The organism is Halioxenophilus aromaticivorans (assembly GCF_042850945.1).
Classification (GTDB): domain Bacteria; phylum Pseudomonadota; class Gammaproteobacteria; order Pseudomonadales; family Cellvibrionaceae; genus Halioxenophilus; species Halioxenophilus aromaticivorans.
The window spans coordinates 5275101-5295496 of the sequence record NZ_AP031496.1; the positions used below are offsets into that span (position 1 = coordinate 5275101).

Below are 20396 nucleotides of genomic sequence, written 5' to 3' on the forward strand. Positions count from 1 at the left end.
TAATAGTGTACAATTTAGATAATACAGCGTTACAGATTGCGATTGCAGCGAATGTAAGTGCAGCTCTTACTGAAGATGTTGCGAGTGGGGACATCAACGCATTACTTATCCCAGAGTCTCAAACGGCTGTTGCAAAAATTATTACACGGCAAGATGCTGTGCTATGCGGAACAGCTTGGGTGATCGAGACCTTCCGCCAAATTGATCCTTCGATCGAACTACGCTGGCACTTTAACGATGGTGATAGCCTCAAAGCTGATGATCTTATTGTAGAGGTTACTGGACCCGCCCGCTCACTCCTCACAGGTGAAAGAACGGCACTTAATTTTCTTCAACTCATGTCAGCTGTTGCAACGCGAACTCAATACTTTGTTAGTAAAGTTCGTGGCAACCAAATGGAACTCATCGACACACGGAAAACGATACCTGGGCTAAGACTGGCTCAAAAATATGCTGTCACTTGTGGTGGCGGACAGAATCATAGAATGGGTCTGTACGATGCATTCTTGATAAAAGAAAATCATATCGCAGCTTGCGGTGGTATCGATAAAGCTGTTCAGGCCGCACGAGTTCTAGCGCCAAATAAGCTAATCGAAGTTGAAACTGAAACTCTTGAGGAGCTAGAGCAGGCGCTCCAATCCGGTGCAGATATCATTATGCTGGATAATTTCTCATTAGAAGATACCAAGAAAGCGGTAGAACTGAGCCGTGGTAAGGCGAAAATCGAAGCCTCTGGCGGTATAAATGACGATACGCTAATAGACATCGCACAAGCTGGCGTTGACTATGTATCAATGGGTACGCTTACCAAAGATGTTACAGCCGTCGATTTATCGATGCGGCTATACATGGAAGCATAGTAAGGGCCTAAGATCACAGATCGTGTTAGTTAACTTTGTTATACCAACACGATCGGATTAACCCTGATGCTTAAAGCACCAGTAAACCAAGAGCTTTCAAAGCCAAGTTTACAGGTTCGATATTATGAGAAATCTCAGGAAACAAGAACATGTCTGTAGAGAAATTAAATACTGTTCCAGAGCTAAAATACGAGAGGATGGCACACATCGTTCGAGAGCTCTCTAAGCAGTACTTTAATTCATTGGAACGGCGACTACTGCCCTACGGCGTAAACCATGGATTTTGGGGATATTTACGTGAGCTGTGGAACGAGGAAGGAATCTCCCAAAAGACCTTAAGTGAACGAGTGGGGCTTACTGGACCCACAACGAACTCCGTTGTTAAACGCATGTTAGCGGCAGGCCTCGTTGAACTTCGTCCTATCATTGAAGGAAAGCCAAGACAGGTCGTTTATTTAACTGAATATGGAAAGAGCCTTAAGGACACCCTTGAACCTCTAGCAAAAGAGGTCAATGACGTCGCTCAAAGCGGCATGAGCCCTGAGGAAATTGCAATCGTTCGCAAATATTTATTGAACATGCATTCCAACCTTGTGAAAGACAATACCTAATTTGTGATGACTGCTAAGGCAGAAAATAGCCGGTAGCGAGATAGCAGAAAGCAAAACCCCAGCACAAGACTTTGCTCATACTGGGGCATTTGGCACTTCTAAGAAACCTTAAAGGAAGCCAACCTCTTTAGTGTTTATTCCGCCACTACGTTTTCTTTCCAAAGTTCACGCCAATCCGATTCTTTTGGCACAACACCCTGGAACGAAGCGATCGAAGACTGAATAATTTCAGGACTAGCACCAATCGCAGGCTCGCCATCAGCAACTTTTTGAGCAGCCTCAACCATTGTGCGACGGAATTCCACAATCGCCAAGTCAGAAGAACCAAGAATATCATCGGTACGGTTAACAATCTTACCCATCGATACCCACATCGCGATGTCTTGGTTTGGAATACCCGCGATACCAGTAAAATCACCTTCCTTCATTTTTACACGATCCTGACGGAAACGGTTTTCCATATTACCGACCGTGGCCCAAGTGATTGGATCAACATCTACTCCCGGTACCGCACGAGCAAACTCACGCCAAGCAGTCGTATCTGGCGTAGTTTCAGGGTTACCCCAGGCAATAAAGTGGAAGTTACAGTTTTCATTGTCGATCGGAACGATGACTGCTGCGACGTTGTATGAAGTGTTAGGCGGAATCAGCGCGTAGTAAGGTGCGACATACTGAGTGATACGAATGTAGTCGTGGGTTGCAGCATTCGCGATAGGACGACGAATCGCAGCGTAATGGAATCCATAATCAGTTTTCGCAGACTGCATACGCGGGGACTTATCAGTTGATGGACGGTACCAACCTTGATCATCCGCAGCCGCACTTTCAACTTTTGCAGGAACCATGTCCGAAGAGTGCAATGATGAAGAATGAGCTGAGTCAATCTGACCTTCTAGAACTTGAGCCCAGTTACATGGTAGGCGAATTTTGAGGATAGAGACTTGCACATCTTCATTAGGTGCAAATGCTGGCTTTTTAAATTCCGGCGCATCACCTTCTCCCAACCAAGCCCAAAGGAAACCACCCCACTCAACTGTTTTATAAGCTTTGTGCTTTACTTTAGAGCACATTGATTTCTCTGCTTCCGGTGGCTCTGAAGCCATTGCTACAGCGTTACCTTCCACATCAAACTTCCAGCCGTGATACAGGCAGCGGATACCACAATCTTCATTACGACCCATCACCAAGGAAGCCAAGCGGTGTGGGCAAAGCTCATCCAACAACCCCACTCGACCTTCAGTATCGCGGAATGCAACATAACGAGAACCTAATGCTTCAACCAGTGCTGGAGTGCCATCGCACTCTTTAACTTCTTCGAGCAAACAAACCGGCGTCCAATGCTGGCGCATAAGCTTACCCATCGGGTCGGTTGGCATAACATGAGTTAACAATTCATTTTCTTGTGGTGTAAGCATTGTGCCTTTCTCCATTTTATTTTATTTCGTATAGCTACAAGCACCCTACGTCACTGCTTGTAAGCCAAATTTGTAACCAAGTTTCTATTTGACGAGTCGACAAAACATGTCGAGGAGGCGTTAACAGAAAATCAGTCTCATGTTCGATTACCTCAACGGAACAAATAATAGATATCTAATTTTGCACAGTCAACATAATTAGCAATCTAATTTTTATTGACGATAAATAATTAGATTGCTAATATTGATCCAAGTCACGAACATCCCTATTTAAGGATTGATGACACCAAATCAATATGTAGTGATACCTAGAGAGAAGAACAATGAAACTGCACGTAACTGCTCGGCGCACACTCACGCCAGAGATTGAAGAATTCACCCTGACCCCTGTTGATGGGCAACAGTTGCCACCAGCAGAGCCTGGCTCACACATCTCTATCACCACTCCCTCTGGGGCTCATCGTTATTATTCGTTGGTTTACTCTGGTGACAACTTAAGCGCGTACACCGTTGCGATCAAAAAAGAGCCCAATTCTCGTGGTGGTTCAAAGTCGATGCATGAACAGGCAACAGTATCGACGGTTCTGGATGTAGAAACGTCTGATAATGAGTTTCCTCTCGGTCCGAAGCACGATGCTTTGTTAATCGGTGGCGGTATTGGTATCACACCGATTTACTCTATGGCACAAAGACTAAAAGCAGAAGGTAGAAAATTCCGAGTTGTTTATTTAGCTCGCAGCTATGAAAAAGCAGCGTACGCTGATGAGCTTCAGGAGCTTTGCGGAGATGCAATCACTATCCACTATAGCGAAGGCGATAGTTCAAACGCTTTCGATTTTTGGGATCTGCTGATGACGCCAACGCAGGAGCATATCTATTGCTGTGGGCCAACGTCTCTAATGGAAGAAGTGAAAGGCGGTACGGGCCATTGGCCTGATGGCCGAGTGCATTTTGAAGAGTTCATGCCCGTAGAAATCATTCGAGATAGCGATACCGAATTCACCGTCGAACTCGCTAAATCAGGTGAAACGATAACTGTTCCCGCGGATCACACTATTCTGGAAGCTCTGCGCGCTAATGGACACGATTTTTCCAGCTCCTGTGAAACCGGGACTTGTGGCACCTGTAAATGCAAATATACGGAAGGTGAAGTGGATCACCGTGACTTAGCTTTAATGGATGACGAGAAATCCGACACTATTATGCTGTGTGTATCCCGAGCAAAAGGTGATCGCCTTGTCCTCGATATCTAATCCAATACGCCTAGGCGTAGCGGGATTAGGGAGAGCCTTTGCGCTATCAGCCCCCGCTATTCATGCACACCCAGGTGTTAACTTAGTCGCTGGCGCGGAGCCAAACTCCGAGCATAGGAGGTCATTTGAAACGACTTTTGGTGCAAAGACCTATGCCGATGTTCGCGACCTAGTAACAGACCCAGACGTGGAAGCGGTCTATGTATCCACGCCTCATGGATTACATAAAGAGCATGCTTTAGCTGCTATAAACGCCGGCAAATCCGTCCTTATCGAAAAGCCGATGACTGTCTCATTAGAAGATGCGTCATCGCTAATTGAAGCGGCAAAAAAGGCGGGAGTACAGATCATTGTTGGCCCTAGCCACAGCTTTGATGGTCCGGTTAAGCTCGCTGAAGCTTTAATCGCGGAAGGTAAGATAGGGCGCGTAAGGATGATACATGCGCTCTATGCAACCGATTTTTTATATCGCCCAAGAACAGCGGCAGAGCTTTCTACAGACTTAGGTGGAGGTGTAGTGTTTAGCCAAGCCGTCCATCAAATCGATCTCGTCCGCCGACTCGCTGCTGTCCCCGCTCAGCGTGTTACCGCCAGAACGGGTGGAGCCTGGGATGCTGACCGACCGACCGAGGGCGCCTACAGCATGCTGATTGATTTCAGCGAAGGTGTCTATGCCAGCCTGACGTACTCAGGTTACGCTCATTTTGATGGCGACCGGCTAATGGAGAACACTGCTGAATTAGGCATACCCAAGTCAGATGAATTCAAGAGCGCCCGCAAAATACTGGAATCCGTCCAGGACGAATCGGAGTTTAAGTCATCACGTGGTTTCTCATCCCTCGAAACCTGCCCTCAGGCTCAAACTCACGAGCACTTTGGTCAGGTTTTCGTATTCGGCGACCGCGGAGACCTGCGCCTGACGCCGAACGGAGTAGAAATTACCGATACGAATGGACCCGAATTCTACCCCGCACCTTTTAGAACCGCCCGAGCAGAAGTATTTGACACACTTTATGCCGCAGTTCGTGAACAAACGACTCCATTGCAGGATGGCAAATGGGGCCGAGCTTCACTCGAAATCTGTCATGCACTACTTACCAGTAGCGAAACGGGTGACACAGTCACACTTAATTACCAAGAAGGATAAAAAATGTCTAAGCTCCAACTTTCCCTAGCAATGGGTGATTATGATCGAACTCGCCCTATTCATGATGGACGAGTACAGATCGACGGTGTCGATCCGATCACTTTTCTTCAATCACCAGAAGAGATGTTCTTCAACGCATTTCGCCACGAAACCAGCGATATTTCAGAAATATCGTTGAGTTCATATTGCGTTTCGTTGACTCGAGAGAATCCTCCATACATCGCAATTCCTGTTTTCCTTAGCCGCGCATTCCGCCACTCCTCTGTTTATATTCGTGCGGATAGAGGAATAGAAACACCTCAAGATCTCAAAGGTCGCCGCATCGGCATCGCGGAATACCAACTGACAGCAAACGTATGGGTTAGAGCTATTCTTGCAGATGCAGGTGTGACTCCTGATCAGATTACCTGGGTACGCGGGGGAATGGACAAGCCAGGACGTCCTGAAAAGATCAAACTTGATCTACCAGACAACGTAACTATCGAGAACGCTCCAGAAGGCGCTACCCTAAACCAGATGCTAATCGACGGGGAAATTGATGGTTTCATCGGCCCTAGATGGCCACGTTGTTTCCACGAAGGCCACCCTCAGATCCGTCGCCTATGGCAAGATGGTTTTTCTGCTGCACGCCAATGGCATCAAGACACCGGGTTGTTCCCAATCATGCACGTTCTAGGTGTGCGTCGTAGCCTAGCTGAGCAGCACCCCTGGTTACCCGGCGCTCTACTCAAGGCCTTCACTGAAGCTAAAACAATGGCGCTTGATGCCCTATCAGATACTTCAGCAACCAAAGTGACAATGCCATTTGTCGAAGATGTTTTGGGCGTAACGCAACAAATGTCCAAGGATCTTTGGTCATACGGAGTCGCACCGAACGTCAAAACGCTAGAATACTTCCTGCGCAACCACTACGAACAGGGGCTGAGTTCAAGACATCTTTCTGTAGATGAACTGTTCCACCCAGCAACTACCGAGGTCTATTCTCTGTAGATATCTTTAGTTACAAACGGTATAGAAGCAAACCAGCCAGGTCACTCCTCGCTGGTTTTTTTACCCAATATTGAACCATTACTCCGATACAGAGACATTCAACACATGAACGATGATAACTTACTCGATGCAGGGCACAATACCGTCCATTCAGCATCCTATTTAGTTTCTCTGCGTATCAATTATTCAGACGTTGATAGGTTTGCATCGCATCTTGCTAAATTGAATCTTCTATTAGAAGATCATGACGGATTTGAGTCTATCGACATAGTTCGTCGAGATGATGGGCAAGGCATCGATATATTTTGTATCGCGAGGTTTAGAAGTAAAGATGATTTAGAAGCCTGGAAGCTTTCTCCGGACAGGAAGACCGTACTTGACCCTATTGAAACACTATCCGTACTCGACGTAGACAGACAACAAGCCTATGGCTCAAATATTTGGTTTGAGCCTGTTGTTAACCTACCAATCCCCCCAAAGCCTCCACGCCTTTGGAAACGATGGATTGTTAGCTTAGTCGCTGTTTACCCGGCCCTTATCGTATTAATCTATCTACTAAAGCCGATTACGTCGAAAGTACCCGAACCTATCGGTCTGTTGTTAGTCGCCACAATTCTTACTGGGATAACAACGGCTCTAATCGCGCCCTGGCTCACCAAGAAATTACAAAAATGGCTAGTCTCTAGATAGATAAAATTTTCTCGTTCAAAAAAAAGCAGATATAGAATATCTGCGAAAGAAAAGCTGCAACAAAGCAGCTCCTCGAGGAACCTAGTAGTTAAAACAAGCCATATTTAGAAATGATATTACCTGTTCTTCACAGCATTAGCGAGGCGGTATATCGGATTCTTTAGCATCTCTTTTACATCGTCACTAAGTGCTAACGAATCCATAGCTTCATACATGCACGAGACCCAAGCGTCCCTTTCTTTAGGACCAATAGAAAAAGCTTTATGCGGCCCTGTCATGCATACCGACCCATATTTTTCTAAATAAATTTGTGGACCGCCCATCCAACCAACTAAATAGTCACCTAACTTTTCAGAAATACCACTCAGATCAGCTGAATGCATAGCTCTCAGCTCTGAATAGTTTGGCGAGGCATCCATGATTCTGTAAAACTCATTAACCAAATCTCGAATCCCTGATTCTTTCAGAGCCTGATAAGGAGACTCATAACTCATCATTTATTTTCCTTTTAATGAGGTGTAGAATCAAATTCTTAGATTGCTAATTATATATAATAAATTATTACTTTCAACCCTGAAACAAATAACAAAATGAAAAGGAATATCCATGAATAATACAATATTAGAAAGCCTAATAGACGATTTAGTAACTGCAAATTTAATTCTATTCAATGAAGGTGTACTGGATGCTTTCGGCCACGTAAGCGTAAGAAATCCTCATAACAGAGATCATTTTTTCTTAGCTCGAAATATGGCCCCAGGGCTTGTTACCAAGGAAGATATACTCGAGTTTAACCTTGATGGTGAAGTTGTAAACAACGATCCCAGAAAGGTCTATCTAGAACGTTATATTCACAGCGAAATCTACAGAGAGCGAGATGATGTCGAGGCGATCGTACATAGCCACTCTCACTCTGTGGTACCTTTTAGTGTTGTAAAATCTGCCCCCTTAAAACCTATGTGCCACATGAGTGGTTTCATGGGTACACATGTGCCTATATTTGAAATACGCGATGTAGCGGGTGATAAAACCAATATGTTGATTACCAACCGGAAACTTGGTTCTTCGCTAACCCAGTCTCTTGGAGAAAATACGTTAGTACTGATGAGAGGCCATGGCTCTACAGTCGTTGCACCTAGCCTCAAACAAGCGGTTTATAGAGCGGTCTATGTAGAAGTTAACGCACAATTACAGATCGAAGCGTCCAGACTCGGACCAATTGAATTCTTATCTGAAGGAGAGGCTCAAGCTACTCAAGTAACCAACGAAGGGCAAGTAGACCGCCCATGGAATCTATGGAAAACAAGAGCGATTAAGGCTCAGAAGTCTTGGCTACCAGAAGTTTGAGAGTTATCAACTTCAAACCAAGCACACTGCTAATTTTTAAATAGCGTTAGCAGTGTCACTCCAATAAATATACCGACTGTTCCAACGATTATCTGATATCCAAATTTTTCATTATTCTTTGAATAAAGCCAAGTCCCCACCAGTACAAACAACGGAGTGGTAGCCGCTAAGGGAGCAATCAGAAGCAGGTTTCCAACTGCCAACGATAGATAAAGAAAAATCGGCCCTATACTTGAAAGTATTCCTGCGTAAACAAAATAAGTAAACTCTCGACTACTACATGAAATTTTACATCTAGCAACCAAAATATATAGGCTCAGTATAATCCACGAGGCAGAAACCGTCACCGCACTAGCGAGTACAGGTGAATTAAGTTGGTCGATGCCCACTTTCCTTAGCGCAATAGATATCCCATAGGTCAATGATGCCAGCAGAGGATATATAAGATATATCTGATAACCACTCGAAATTCTTAGATTTCCATTTGATCCAGAAAATATAGCAATTAACAACGACCCTGTGATTATCAAAAATGCACCAAGCATTTGAACAACACTTCCGGACTCGCCGAGAAATACTAATCCTATTAATACTGTTACCAAAGGATGAGTCAAAGTTAATGCTGTCGTTGTATTTGCCCCTAATCTAGACATACCAACGAACTGGAATAGCCGGCCAAGTAATGGCGCAAATATACCCGAAACAATAAAAAACTTAAGATCAACCAGCGTTAGAGATTTAGGAATATCTATAAATAAGGTAGATAAACCCAGCACAACGACATTGATGGTAAGCGTGATCCATAAAACAGAAAGGTGCGAGGCACTTTCACGACCTATTTTCACAAGTAAAAATGTAGCCGCAAACATAATGGAAGACAATAATGCATAAATCACTTCCACTATGTTGCCTCGCTTTAAAGAATGTCCGGTTAGAAATCAATCATTCTGAATGATTAAGCTATTTTGGCTCGAGACCTCAGATGAGGTGTTGATATGACAGCGGCCACCACCAAAGCGACAGCTATGCCCAATGCGATGATACTCGGTGCCAAGAACATTAAGCCAGCCACCAACAACATAGCCTGCGCTATGCCTGATAGTGGTGCTTTCCAGTATCCTTCTATACCTGCACTTAGCACGATAACGCCTAGGGTAGCAGTCAGACAGTTCAAAACTATCCCCGTAATCGGCCCTTCAAGCAGTAACCCTTCTCCATACATAAAGGCGAATGGAACCACGAACGCTGTAATCGCAAGCTTTACCGCTCCAACCGATATACCAAGAGGTTTTGCATCCGCTATCGCCGAAGCAGCAAATGCAGCTACAGCCACCGGCGGGGTCATAGCGGAAAGCACCGCGAAGTAAAGGATGAACATGTTCGACTGCATCGCAGAGAAATCAAGCGAGCTTAAGGTCGGCCCTACCAATACTGCCGCGAGTATAAATGCCGACGGTGTTGGCATACCCATACCTAGAATGATTGCCAAAATTGCTGAAATGATCAGAACCAAGATACTACTGTTACCCGCAAGCATGAACACTAGGTCAGCAAATTTACCACCGAGTCCTGTCATTGATATACCACCGATTACGAGACCGGCAGCAGCACAAGCAGCTGTTACAGAAACCATTCTAAGGGTCGTTTCACCGAGCGCTTCCCAAATGGATTTTAGTCCCATACGAGTCGAGGGCTTTATCGCTGCAACTGCAATGACACTTAAAGAGGCAAATGCTGCAACATAAGTTGGCGAATATCCCATAACAAGAGCTACTGAAAGAACCAGTAGAGGAATAATGAACAATCCTCCGTTCGACATTGCTACTTTTACCGTTGAAACTTCGTTTTCCTCTAGACCTTTAAGGCCCATTTTTTCAGATCGCAAATGAATCTGTGTATAAACGCACACGTAGTACAGAAGCGCTGGAACAATACCTGCGATAGCAATATCCCGGTACTCGATACCCGTATATTCAGCCATAATGAAGGCTGCTGACCCCATAACAGGGGGTAACAAACTACCGCCTGTCGATGCTGCAACCTCAACACTTCCAGACAACGATTTTCCGTAACCCAAACGTTGCATCATCGGAATCGTAATCGATCCGGTAGTTACAACATCAGATGTAGGACTGCCAGACATCGTTCCATACAGACCTGAAGAGATAACAGCGATTTTTGCTGGACCGCCAACCCGCCTTCCCGCCACAGCCGATGCAAGATCAAAGAAGAAATCTGCACCACCAGCTCGGGATAAGAAAGTCCCAAAGAGTACAAAAAGAAACGCATAAGTTGCAGCTACACGGAGTGGTACGCCAAACAATCCATCACTGGTAAACATCATGATATCAAGAAAGTGGTTATACCCTACTTCACGGAAACCAAGTCCCGCGGGCAAACCATGCCCAAAGAGATTGTAGAGTACAAAAATCGTTACTACGCTGGTTAGGCCAAATCCGACTGTTCTTCGCGTGGCTTCAATTGTCAGGAAAAATAGTGCCGAGCCCGCAATAAGGTCGGGCATTTCCAGAGGAAATAACAACGTAATCCGTTCTACGATTCGAGAACTTTCTACTAGAAAGTAAACACCGGCCGCAACGCTTGTCAGTGAAAGTAACCAATCGGCTATTCCAGGGGCGTTAGTACGCCCCCAGGGTCCAGGTGTGTATAACAAGAACAGAAGAGCTAGCATTGATGACAAAAATACGATCGTCATCGCAAAGAGATCGACGTAGACGATAGTAGTTGTGTAGATCACTCCTAACGCTATTATTGCTGCGATTGATTGGAGTATTCGGGCAAGCCCGGGACTCAACTGACGTTTAGTACCGGTCTCTAACATTGATGAAAGTATATTCGACATTTAACTAGCTCTTATAACTTTTATAGCTTTATTAGCTTAACGTAAGCCTGCTTCTTCCAGATACTTCAACGCACCTGGGTGGTATGGAACCACAGTGACAGAGGCCATAACCTCAGGAGTTAACGCTTTCATGGCTGGATGTACGCCAGCGATTTGCTGGTAATTTTCAAAGATGGCCTTTGTTAGGTTGTAAGCTTTCTGATCATCCATATCAGCTCTTACAGCGAGGGTTGCACCCAAGGACGGGGTGTCGACCTTTCCTGGTGACCATTCATAGGTCCCTTCAGGAATAACAAAAGGAATCGTTCCACTTACCTTGTTCACAGCTTCAACGGTTGCAGGATCCATGCTTAGCAGGGTTAATTCGACACTGTTAGCTGCCTGTTGAATAGAACTGTGGCGTACGAAGAGCGAGTTGATCATCAGATCTGCTCGGCGATCCGTAATCAAAGACACCTGTTCACCTGAAGCAGCATAGATAACTTTACCGCCCCAGCTTTCGATATCTTTTTCAGTAACACCGATAGCATTCAGCATTTCAACGGCTACATTTGATGCGATGTTACCGCGCTTGTTGATAGCAATTGTGATGGGTGGTTTAACTTTAGCGATATCTTCAAGGGTATGAATACCATACTCTTCTGCAAAGCTGTTACGTACAAGCGCCTGCATCGGAGCCCAAGTGTACAAATAGGAAAGAACGCGAATGGAATCTATCGGTTCGCGAAATGGTGATTCCCCTTTTTTGGCCAGTAGCAATTCTGCATCGTGAACAATGGCCAGATCTGCTTGATTTCGGTCTAGTTGACCAATGTTGGCGATACCACCACCAGAGGTTTGATAGGTGATTTTTGAATCAGGGTATGCTGCTCTGACGCTTGAATCTAAACCAGCGCCTAACAAGCTCCACAGCCCTCCCGGAGACGCACCTGCAACAGTCATCTCATATGACTCAGCCTGTGCGGTTGGCATTTGAAGCAATGCAGCTGTCGTTAACGAAACTGCAAGACACTTTTTCAAACTTGATAACATAGTTAAATTCCTCTTATTTTTGAACTTGGTAGTCAACCAACTATGTAAAGCATTATGTGTATTGTCTTCAGCTGCCGGATTACACGACAGCCAATAAATATATCTCCCTTCCTCTAGACCTCCCGTTATTATCTATGCATTACGCACAATCTCTAGTTCATATGTGATGCGCTTACAGACTAATCGCCTAGCGGACGCACCTATGCTGTCAGACGCTACCACCTTAAAGTTAGATGGCTAATTTTGATAATGGTAGATATAAATTTGATTTAGGTCAACACAAATAATTCGCTATCGAATTATTTGTGTTGATTAGTCTCAGTATTCAATCCCTCGCAGAGGGCTTGATTCCATCTATAAATACGTTAGAGAGTCATGCACACCGAGCCTCCCCATGGAAAGTTTCGACATGAAATCAGAAGAGTAGAATAGGTTTTATTAAAAGCTCGATCTGCGCCGGTATATTAGTAATTAATTGCGGGCGACGTAGTAATGATTCCGGATCTCTCCGGCATTTTACGATTGTGCGGTTGTTCTTTAGACCCTTCGCATGCAAAGACCGCTCTGGATCGAGAGCAGACTCCCAGCATGGATGGCATTGAATGACCGGTGTTGCGGGAAAGTACTCATTCATCGGTGGCTAGTGGTTGGCACCCCCCTCAATAAGAGGGCTGCCAAAGGTTTATATAATTGCGTTGTTAAACGCAGTAGTCACAACGGCCATTCCATGCGTTCCGTGCTGCAGATCGGCATCGAGTTGGTCAGCCCAATCAATGCTTTTCTGAGACACATCGCGCTTGAGCAATGGCACCATCGGAATCACTCGGATACCTCTGGAAGCGAGCTTTTCAGCTAAGCCGGTTGCGGCTTTCTGTCCAGCACCATTTCGATCGACATCAACGAATATCATCAACGTGTGAACACCATTAGGCGGCACAAACTGAGACATCATCGCAGCCGATAAGCAGCTCCAAACAGGCACTTTAGTCGCTTGCATCACGGATAATGATGTTTCAATGCCTTCTGCAAGGCCCAAAACTCCATTTACCGGTGGTGCAAGACACACAACACGCCCTTTGCTATTACTAACAGCAGGCGTTTGTTTACGTGCAGGCGTATGGTCATCCAATCGCAATTTATCACCGGTCTTCGTTAAGAAGGTTCGGTGAAGTGCAACAGGTACACCGTCGTTGTCACGTACTAAAGCCATGAGACCCGGATACTTGCCGACAAAATTGCCATCAGAATCCTTAAAGGTCAGTGCCGGATTAAAGCGCAGGTCTTTGGAACTAAGTGCCGCATCTACGATGTGACGCCCTTCCAAATACGTGCGAGCAACAACAGCCTTCGAATCATCCAAACGCACAGAATGCCTCCAGAGATTGTTCAGCCATTCCCTCATATCCGATTCGTTATCGACAGTCTTTTTGGTTTGACGGCGCTCTGTTGCAGGCATCGAACGAATATCCGCGTCATACAATGCGTTATCCGAACGTTTGCCAGGTCCATCAAGCCAATCTACCAAATTGTCAAACACCTCGGTAAAAGGTCTGCCCAGAACCTCCATCAGTAACGTGATCCCATCGGGGTACACACCATCTGATAGCCGATTCTGCTTAACACCCCCGCCCGTTTCGTTAGCATCTTTAAAGAGTCGAAACCCCTCAATGTCGCCGTCGATAGGACAGGTCACGTTTTCGCCTAATTTGCTCATGGCAGGCGCGAGTTGCTGACCGGCAAGCGCACTAAACGCTGCGAGCCACTTTCCTCTCATTCGCTCTTTTAAAAGCGACGAATTACGCTTGTACCCCATTAGAAATTCCTCCTTAGTTACGGGCTGCGATTGCTTCCCTCACTTGGGAATGTATGGGGCGTGAAGAGCGCCAGTAAGCTACCCATCGATCACCGTACCGCTGCATCCGATGCTGGATAATGCGGTCGCCGACAATGCGATCTTCTATGCGAACTTCAGTCCCATGAGCGTTGTGAGTGTATGTAGTCATCGTGGTTTTCCTCTAAAGGTAAACGCAGGACAACGACATACCCCGAGAGGCAATATCGTTGCCCCGCGGGGTGGTTAAATGCGCCAGAGGCGCGGTGTTACAGATCCTTAGTGGATACTGCGATCATTTGAAGCAGGCTTCGTGTTTTTGTACTGTGGCTTAGCGTACCTAAGATGCTCATCTTCTGGACGTAAGCCCATCAGTTCAGCTTCTTTGCGCGCTAACGCTTTGGCTAACTCAACTTGATACGTTTCCGCATGCTTGTGAGCGATGTCTGCAGCTCGATTTGCGCGTTTCTCCGCTTCCTCTTCTTCTGGTGTTGATCCCATCGCGAAATAAATCACGACAAAGGACAGCACCGACAGAAGCTCCATGCGAAGCGCAAAACTAACAAACAGGACAGCCGTAGCTGCGAGTACAATCTTTAGGCGATGAGTCATCAGACTTTCTCCATTTTGGTTTAAGGTTGAGAAGGATTTCTCATGTTTTCTTTCTTGTTGGACATAGACCCCGCAGGGTTGCTCAGTTTCAGTCCTTGGTCCGAGCACTCAATGCGTGTTTCAAAACGAAACAACACAAAGAATCCTTCAATCCCTCTACACAGCACGCTGCACACAGGGATTGATCGGTCGCTCGACCTTTCACAAGTTGTTGAGGAAATGTTGGAGCCCCGAAGGACTCCACATTTGAGGTTAGGTAAAGCGTTGCTTCAGCATCGTCAGCTGCTCGCGCAACTCATCTGGATCCACACCCGCTGCTTTACAACAGTTTCGATAAGAGAACGGATAGTCGTTATCAAAGGGGTTGTCATACAACAACCACTCGAATGCGAGACGGCTTTCCTCGTAGGGTTTCCCGCCACGACTGAGCCCAAACGCCTCTTGGATGGTTGACTCAAGCAAGCCATCCGCGATTCGCAAGTAATCCGCTTCGGTGATCTCCGGCATCTTTTCACGCTTGGCAAAACTGCGTCGCGCTTCTGAGAACTGAAAATCATTTTCCTCTAGCTGTTTAGCTAACGGACCATCATTTACAAGGTCATCGAGTAGACGACCAAACATATCAATCTGAGATTCCATAAATGCCTCCTCGAAAGGACGCACCTATCCCCGAGGGGATAAGGTCATCCCCTCGACTGGGTTAAGGATTTAAGCGACGTTCAAGAACTGCTTGGCGAGTCCAAACAAGGCAGCCTGAAGCTGGCCTACATTGGAAATCACTTGGCTATTCTCAAAGTAATGACGAACCGCGTCGGAATTAATCCCGATCGCATACACATCCACTTCAGACGCGATTAACTGGTTCACGTATTCAACCGAAGCTCCGCAGTTAGGTGCGCCGTCAGTGATGACGATCAAGACCTTTCTGTTTCGTTTCGATACGTTTGCCAGCTCACGCGCTGCGTAGAACATTGCATCCGCCATGGGTGTGCCACCGCCCGAACTCACCGCAAAACGTGCCAGATTCGGCCTCACCGGAGCTTTACGTTTAATCAGAGGACTGACCCCTGCCGTTACGCCCGGAAAGATCGATACCGCTACGTCTGCTTTAGGTATCGCACTGATCGCTAACGCCAACGATACGGTCGCAGAATTTGCAATCACCTGGTCTTCGCCCATGCTGCCACTGGTATCCAGTAAGACATGCACTGACGTATCCACCATGGATTTTTGCTCCTTATGCTTCCATATCCGACGTTCACCCGTCATCGCTCTCGCAATGCGCTTCGAATCAAACCGTGACCCGTACTCTCGATGAGAGTGACGAGCACGCGATTGAGCTTGAAGCAAGCCAACTATTTGAGACCGCAACTTAGCGCTGTTCAGTACACCGTCGCGAAGAGATTCTTCGCCCAGGTCGCACCGATGTGACTCGGTTGTGATCTCACGTCCTACTTGAGAATTCAGATCGACATAGCGCTTATTGCTACCCGTCTCCTGTGATTCCTGTTCAGCCTGACTGCTCAGGTCCTTGGCAATGCTCGCCATCATATCCTCGGGCAAATCTGTCTCAGACAAGATCTGCTCAACGACTGACTTAAAGCCATCACCTGCACCGTCGCCATTGCGCTCAGATGAATCATCTGATGGTTGTTGCGTGTCACCACTGGATTGCCCTGAGCCATCCTGCTCGCCAGATTCTTCTGAGCTGTCACTCTCAGAGCCATTGGAATCCCTATTGGATCCTGAATCGCCTGATTGATCTTGCTCAGCGTCATCGGACTCACCGGATTGCCCTGACTGCCCTTCGGAATCACCGCTTTGCTGATCGTCTGCACCGTCTGACGATTGCGACCCATCCGAGGATGAATCTTGACCGTCTTGCTGTGCGTCAGAATCCGCTTGCGACTCTTCTTTCTGGTTAGCCTGCCGTTGCTCTTCCTCTGCTTGCTTGAGTGCTTCAATCAGTGCTTTCGCAAAGACCACCGCATCTCGAGTGCTGCTCATCGAATCAAAGTGCTTGTCGAATAACACGTCCAAACGAACGAAGAATCCGGCAGGCAACTCCTTCTCCACTGCAGCTTGCAACAGATCAAGTGCTGGCTGAGCAATGGGCGAATTAAACTGCGCCTGACGTACACGCGAGAGCATGTAGTTACAAAACAGCGCCGCAAGGTTACCCTCCACGACTCTATCTTCAGGCGTGCCCTTTGAGCTTGAGTAATCCCAGACCGCACCAAGGGTGCGTTTAGTGCCGGGATAATCATGGTCATAGAGGCCACGTTCGATTCTCACATCTTCCAGTATGTTCACCAGATGCCGCAAAACGCCTTCCGTTTCTCCGAATGCACGGAAATTCGTTAGACGCACATGGGCGGCTTCGTGGGCTAGATAACCTAACACCACATCACGCAGACTTGGATCATCGATCACAGGGATTTGAATCGTATCCCCGTTAGTCCACGCAGTGTCTCCACCGATGCGAACCCGAACTCCAAACTGCTGCCCAAATGCGCTGGCCAAGATTGGCAGCGCTCCTTTTAGGGGTCCTAGGGATTTTGCCCCCAAATACTGCAAAAACCGCTGAAGTCCCCGTATTTACTGGCCTCCAAGCCACTATTAATTTTAATTTAGCTCAAGTTTCAGTATCTTCTTCGGCCTTTGGGTCAAAGAATGAGCAGAAACAAGCGACTATCGATTCTCACTGCCGCTGAAATCGAGGATTTATACGGCGTCCCGTCCTTCAACGAATCGTATCAGCGGTTTTACTTCACATTGAATGATAAAGAGCGTGCTGAGCTGGCCAGAATAAGGCAACGCAAGTATCGCTGTATCGCCATCGCATTGTTGGGCTACTTCAAATGCAAGCCCATCTTGCTCAATCCGACATTTAAATCCATGCGGGATGACCTGGAATTTATTGCGCAAAATCACTTCGATGGCCTGAAATTTCGGCGCTTCAGTCTGAAATCTGATCAAAAGTCCCGCATTTATGAGCGGATTTTTTCCATGATCGATTATGAAAATTGGAAAGATCCTGAGCATCAACCCCGGCTTGTTGAACACTTACTGGTCTGCGCTGAAAGCTGGGTCGCGGCGCGTGCTCTCTTTGATGCTGCCATTGAGTTCCTGGCTCACCAGAAAATCGCCATTCCTGCCTATAGCACCCTGCAGAAGATCGTCAGCCAGGTGGTTAACCAGCATCAGCAGCGACTGCATGAGAAGATCGGTGCCGCGTGTAGCCCAAAATTGACGGCTATACTAAATACACTGGTATCCGGTAATGACCAGCTTACGTTAACACAATTGCGCGGCAGCGCGCGCAATTTCACCGGTACCGAGTTGCAGAAAGAACTTGCAGTGTATCACCACATTCAACCGCTGATGGCAGAGGTGACCGCTGTCCTCGACTCGCTTTCTCTGTCTCAAAAAAATCAGCAGCACTATGCCGAACGGATTCACTATTACGGCGCCAAAATAAAACGTCAGTCGCCTGAGAATCAGTGCCTATATCTGCTTTGCTACCTACAGTTTCGATACCAAGAGGGGCTGGAACGGATGGCCGAAGGGTTCATTCATCACGTTCGACAGGTCAAGCAACGAGCGCATCAGCTGGCGCAGGACCGAGTTTATCGGGATTGGCAAAAGGCGGCTACCAATGTGAGTAAAGCTGCGGAAATCTTGCGTCTGTTCGTTGATGATCGTATCGATCCCAATACGTCATTCCACTCTGTACAGAAACAAGCATTCCAGGTTCTCAATGCTAGTGAGCTGAGCTCCGTCTGCCGGTATCTCGGCAATCAGAAGCAGTCGGCGGATGAGGCGTTCTGGCAACACCTGGATACAGAATCTACGTTGAGAACCGGCCTGTTACGATCACTCTTTTGTTGTCTTCGCATTGATGGCACCGATAAAACACAACGGTTGGCAGCGGTCTTGAGTCAAGCTCGACAGGAGCTGGCAGCCGGCAATATGCTCGGGGATGTCAGTATTGACAGGCGTCTTCCACCCAAAGCCACGCGACCACTCTTGTTGAAATCTGACGGCGGCATAGACAAGGCTAGATATGAATGGTTCTTGTATTTGCAGATTCCCAGCCGCCTAAACGGCCAGTTAGTGCTGCCAGAAGTCATACGGTATCGTGCACTGGACGACGATCTGGTAAAACCACAGACTTGGAAAAATCAGAAGCAGGCCTTGGTCGAGGGTACGAAGCAGCCCAAAATTACTGAGGATCCAAAGCAACTGATCCCGCGCATGACGGATCAGTTGGCCACTCGGCTACACGAGGTCAGTGACTACCTGGAACGCCTGGACAACAGGGATATCATTCTGCGCCCGAAGGGGGGTAAACACCTTTGGCGCTTACCGACTGCCGGCAAAAAACATCTGGTGAACAACCCGTTCTTCCAGCAAATGAGGGCAATCGGAGTCGCCGATGTCTTGCGCGTGGTGGATCAGGATACCGGATTTATTGACGACTTTGAGCACGTGCTGGGCATGACCTCCAAAAGCCGCCAGTATGAAGTGGACTTGCTGGCGATCCTGATCGCTAATGCCACAAACCAGGGCATCTATGGTATCGCCCAGATCTCCGACCGCACCTACGATCAGCTGAGTACGATCCAGGCGAACTACCTTCGACTGGAAACACTGAATGCCGCAAATGACCGCATCAACAACGCCACTACGCGACTGAGCATTTTTAATCACTACAATATCCAGGATGACAACCTGCATGCCAGCGCCGATGGCCAAAAGTTCGAAGCTAAGCGCGAGACATTCCGTACCCGGTATTCCTCAAAATACTTCGGCACCAGCAAAGGGGTCTCGGCTATCAGCCTGAACGCCAATCATATGGCAATCAATGCCCGGGTGATCGGCGCTAACGAACATGAATCCCATTACATCTTTGATCTTCTGATGAATAACAGTACTGAGATCATTCCAGATACGCTCTCCACGGATACCCACGGGGTAAACCACGTCAATTTTGCCTTGCTCGATCTGTTTGGATACCGGTTCGCCCCCCGATATGCTCAGGTAGGCAGGGTCATCAATGAGATGTTCAATATCTCCGAGGACGAGAATCAGCGCTTGAAACTCGCGTTGCGTAAACCGATTAATACACAGATCATCATGGAGTACTGGGACACCATCCAGCGAATTGCCGTCTCACTGGCTCACCGGAAAACCACCCAAGCCACATTGGTCCGGAAACTCTCAGGCTACAAGCAAAACCACCCTCTACTGAAAGCGCTGACTGAATATAACCGACTGTTGAAGGCCCAATATCTGCTGGATTACATCGATGACGCCAGCCTTAGAAACCACGTGCAACGAGCCTTGAATCGGGGAGAAGCTTATCACCAGTTGCGCCGGGCAATCAGCAACGTGAACAGCGACCGGTTCCGGGGAAATAGCGACGAGGAGATACAAATCTGGAACGAAAGCGCCCGGTTGGTAGCAAATGCCATTATCTACTTCAACTCGAAAGTACTCAGCAACCTGCTGGACAGCTTCGAGGAGCAGGGCAGCGAAAAATACATGGAAACCGTAAAGGGCGCATCACCTGTCGCGTGGGAGAATATCAACTTCCGGGGTACGTATACGTTCGCGCCGACGGGAGAACTTCCGAAACTGGATGATTTAATGGCGCCAATTGAGGGGTATCGGCCGAAAGGTGAAAGTTGATGCCTCTCTACAGGCCAGTAAACATGGGCGCTTCAGAGGCTTTTGCAGTAT

The 20396-nt window shown here is 47.2% G+C and carries 18 protein-coding genes; 8 read left to right on the forward strand and 10 right to left on the reverse strand.

Going from position 1 to position 20396, the window contains the following annotated elements; all coding sequences use genetic code 11:
* Nucleotides 1-5: 5 nt before the first annotated feature.
* Both nadC and ACGHM3_RS22420 read left to right on the forward strand, forming a co-directional pair.
* Entirely contained in the window at nucleotides 6-860 is an 855-nt protein-coding gene (gene nadC, locus ACGHM3_RS22415; RefSeq protein ID WP_345423119.1) for a carboxylating nicotinate-nucleotide diphosphorylase, read from the forward strand.
* A gap of 149 nt (nucleotides 861-1009) precedes the next feature.
* Nucleotides 1010-1471 carry a MarR family winged helix-turn-helix transcriptional regulator gene (locus tag ACGHM3_RS22420; protein WP_345423122.1) on the forward strand — a complete coding sequence of 154 codons (462 nt, stop codon included), beginning with the start codon at nucleotides 1010-1012 and terminating at the stop codon, nucleotides 1469-1471.
* A gap of 134 nt (nucleotides 1472-1605) precedes the next feature.
* Here ACGHM3_RS22420 and ACGHM3_RS22425 read toward each other — a convergent pair whose 3' ends face one another.
* Nucleotides 1606-2886, reverse strand: coding sequence for a Rieske 2Fe-2S domain-containing protein (locus tag ACGHM3_RS22425; RefSeq protein ID WP_345423125.1), 1281 nt, complete (start codon nucleotides 2884-2886; stop codon nucleotides 1606-1608).
* Nucleotides 2887-3209: 323 nt separating this feature from the next.
* On the opposite strand from ACGHM3_RS22425, the gene ACGHM3_RS22430 reads away from it, so the two are divergent.
* From ACGHM3_RS22430 to ACGHM3_RS22445, 4 genes are all read left to right on the forward strand, one after another.
* Nucleotides 3210-4139, forward strand: a complete 930-nt coding sequence (locus ACGHM3_RS22430) for a PDR/VanB family oxidoreductase (protein ID WP_299081232.1) — start codon at nucleotides 3210-3212, stop codon at nucleotides 4137-4139.
* On the forward strand, nucleotides 4114-5286 hold the full coding sequence (locus ACGHM3_RS22435; RefSeq protein WP_345423132.1) for a Gfo/Idh/MocA family oxidoreductase: 1173 nt from the start codon (nucleotides 4114-4116) through the stop codon (nucleotides 5284-5286). The genes ACGHM3_RS22430 and ACGHM3_RS22435 overlap by 26 nt, the downstream gene beginning before the upstream one ends.
* 3 nt (nucleotides 5287-5289) lie before the next feature.
* Nucleotides 5290-6276 carry an ABC transporter substrate-binding protein gene (locus tag ACGHM3_RS22440; RefSeq protein ID WP_115469681.1) on the forward strand — a complete coding sequence of 329 codons (987 nt, stop codon included), beginning with the start codon at nucleotides 5290-5292 and terminating at the stop codon, nucleotides 6274-6276.
* A gap of 105 nt (nucleotides 6277-6381) precedes the next feature.
* Nucleotides 6382-6966: a hypothetical protein gene (locus tag ACGHM3_RS22445; protein ID WP_115469680.1), complete on the forward strand. Its 585-nt coding sequence runs from the start codon at nucleotides 6382-6384 to the stop codon at nucleotides 6964-6966.
* Between the two features lie 116 nt (nucleotides 6967-7082).
* Here the strand turns inward: ACGHM3_RS22445 and ACGHM3_RS22450 are convergent, their stop codons facing one another.
* Nucleotides 7083-7463, reverse strand: a complete 381-nt coding sequence (locus ACGHM3_RS22450; protein ID WP_345423140.1) for a group II truncated hemoglobin — start codon at nucleotides 7461-7463, stop codon at nucleotides 7083-7085.
* 109 nt (nucleotides 7464-7572) lie between these two features.
* Between ACGHM3_RS22450 and ACGHM3_RS22455 the strand changes: the two genes are divergently transcribed.
* The gene (locus ACGHM3_RS22455) at nucleotides 7573-8313 is read left to right on the forward strand and encodes a class II aldolase/adducin family protein (protein WP_345423143.1); all 741 of its coding nucleotides are present in this window, start codon (nucleotides 7573-7575) and stop codon (nucleotides 8311-8313) included.
* Nucleotides 8314-8342: 29 nt separating this feature from the next.
* On the opposite strand, the gene ACGHM3_RS22460 is transcribed toward ACGHM3_RS22455, so the two are convergent.
* From ACGHM3_RS22460 to ACGHM3_RS22495, 8 genes are all read right to left on the reverse strand, one after another.
* Nucleotides 8343-9215, reverse strand: coding sequence for an EamA family transporter (locus tag ACGHM3_RS22460; protein WP_345423146.1), 873 nt, complete (start codon nucleotides 9213-9215; stop codon nucleotides 8343-8345).
* 53 nt (nucleotides 9216-9268) lie between these two features.
* Nucleotides 9269-11176 carry a TRAP transporter fused permease subunit gene (locus ACGHM3_RS22465; RefSeq protein ID WP_345423149.1) on the reverse strand — a complete coding sequence of 636 codons (1908 nt, stop codon included), beginning with the start codon at nucleotides 11174-11176 and terminating at the stop codon, nucleotides 9269-9271.
* 36 nt (nucleotides 11177-11212) lie between these two features.
* Entirely contained in the window at nucleotides 11213-12208 is a 996-nt protein-coding gene (locus ACGHM3_RS22470; protein ID WP_345423152.1) for a TAXI family TRAP transporter solute-binding subunit, read from the reverse strand.
* Nucleotides 12209-12890: 682 nt separating this feature from the next.
* Complete coding sequence (locus tag ACGHM3_RS22475) at nucleotides 12891-14021, reverse strand: toprim domain-containing protein (protein ID WP_345423155.1); 1131 nt, start codon at nucleotides 14019-14021, stop codon at nucleotides 12891-12893.
* 13 nt (nucleotides 14022-14034) lie between these two features.
* Nucleotides 14035-14211 carry a hypothetical protein gene (locus ACGHM3_RS22480; RefSeq protein ID WP_345423158.1) on the reverse strand — a complete coding sequence of 59 codons (177 nt, stop codon included), beginning with the start codon at nucleotides 14209-14211 and terminating at the stop codon, nucleotides 14035-14037.
* Between the two features lie 107 nt (nucleotides 14212-14318).
* Nucleotides 14319-14651, reverse strand: a complete 333-nt coding sequence (locus ACGHM3_RS22485; RefSeq protein WP_345423161.1) for a hypothetical protein — start codon at nucleotides 14649-14651, stop codon at nucleotides 14319-14321.
* 252 nt (nucleotides 14652-14903) lie between these two features.
* Nucleotides 14904-15290: a hypothetical protein gene (locus ACGHM3_RS22490; RefSeq protein WP_345423163.1), complete on the reverse strand. Its 387-nt coding sequence runs from the start codon at nucleotides 15288-15290 to the stop codon at nucleotides 14904-14906.
* Nucleotides 15291-15359: 69 nt separating this feature from the next.
* The gene (locus ACGHM3_RS22495; RefSeq protein WP_345423165.1) at nucleotides 15360-17174 is read right to left on the reverse strand and encodes a cobaltochelatase CobT-related protein; all 1815 of its coding nucleotides are present in this window, start codon (nucleotides 17172-17174) and stop codon (nucleotides 15360-15362) included.
* 150 nt (nucleotides 17175-17324) lie between these two features.
* Between ACGHM3_RS22495 and ACGHM3_RS22500 the strand changes: the two genes are divergently transcribed.
* Nucleotides 17325-20345 carry a Tn3 family transposase gene (locus ACGHM3_RS22500; protein ID WP_008250625.1) on the forward strand — a complete coding sequence of 1007 codons (3021 nt, stop codon included), beginning with the start codon at nucleotides 17325-17327 and terminating at the stop codon, nucleotides 20343-20345.
* Nucleotides 20346-20396 lie beyond the last annotated feature (51 nt).

Coding starts and splice junctions, on each gene's coding strand:
- ACGHM3_RS22420 (WP_345423122.1), top strand. CDS start 1,010: ATGTCTGTAGAGAAATTAAATACTGTTCCAGAGCTAAAATACGAGAGG.
- ACGHM3_RS22425 (WP_345423125.1), bottom strand. CDS start 2,886: ATGCTTACACCACAAGAAAATGAATTGTTAACTCATGTTATGCCAACC.
- ACGHM3_RS22430 (WP_299081232.1), top strand. CDS start 3,210: ATGAAACTGCACGTAACTGCTCGGCGCACACTCACGCCAGAGATTGAA.
- ACGHM3_RS22440 (WP_115469681.1), top strand. CDS start 5,290: ATGTCTAAGCTCCAACTTTCCCTAGCAATGGGTGATTATGATCGAACT.
- ACGHM3_RS22445 (WP_115469680.1), top strand. CDS start 6,382: ATGAACGATGATAACTTACTCGATGCAGGGCACAATACCGTCCATTCA.
- ACGHM3_RS22450 (WP_345423140.1), bottom strand. CDS start 7,463: ATGATGAGTTATGAGTCTCCTTATCAGGCTCTGAAAGAATCAGGGATT.
- ACGHM3_RS22455 (WP_345423143.1), top strand. CDS start 7,573: ATGAATAATACAATATTAGAAAGCCTAATAGACGATTTAGTAACTGCA.
- ACGHM3_RS22465 (WP_345423149.1), bottom strand. CDS start 11,176: ATGTCGAATATACTTTCATCAATGTTAGAGACCGGTACTAAACGTCAG.
- ACGHM3_RS22470 (WP_345423152.1), bottom strand. CDS start 12,208: ATGTTATCAAGTTTGAAAAAGTGTCTTGCAGTTTCGTTAACGACAGCT.
- ACGHM3_RS22475 (WP_345423155.1), bottom strand. CDS start 14,021: ATGGGGTACAAGCGTAATTCGTCGCTTTTAAAAGAGCGAATGAGAGGA.
- ACGHM3_RS22480 (WP_345423158.1), bottom strand. CDS start 14,211: ATGACTACATACACTCACAACGCTCATGGGACTGAAGTTCGCATAGAA.
- ACGHM3_RS22485 (WP_345423161.1), bottom strand. CDS start 14,651: ATGACTCATCGCCTAAAGATTGTACTCGCAGCTACGGCTGTCCTGTTT.
- ACGHM3_RS22490 (WP_345423163.1), bottom strand. CDS start 15,290: ATGGAATCTCAGATTGATATGTTTGGTCGTCTACTCGATGACCTTGTA.
- ACGHM3_RS22500 (WP_008250625.1), top strand. CDS start 17,325: ATGAGCAGAAACAAGCGACTATCGATTCTCACTGCCGCTGAAATCGAG.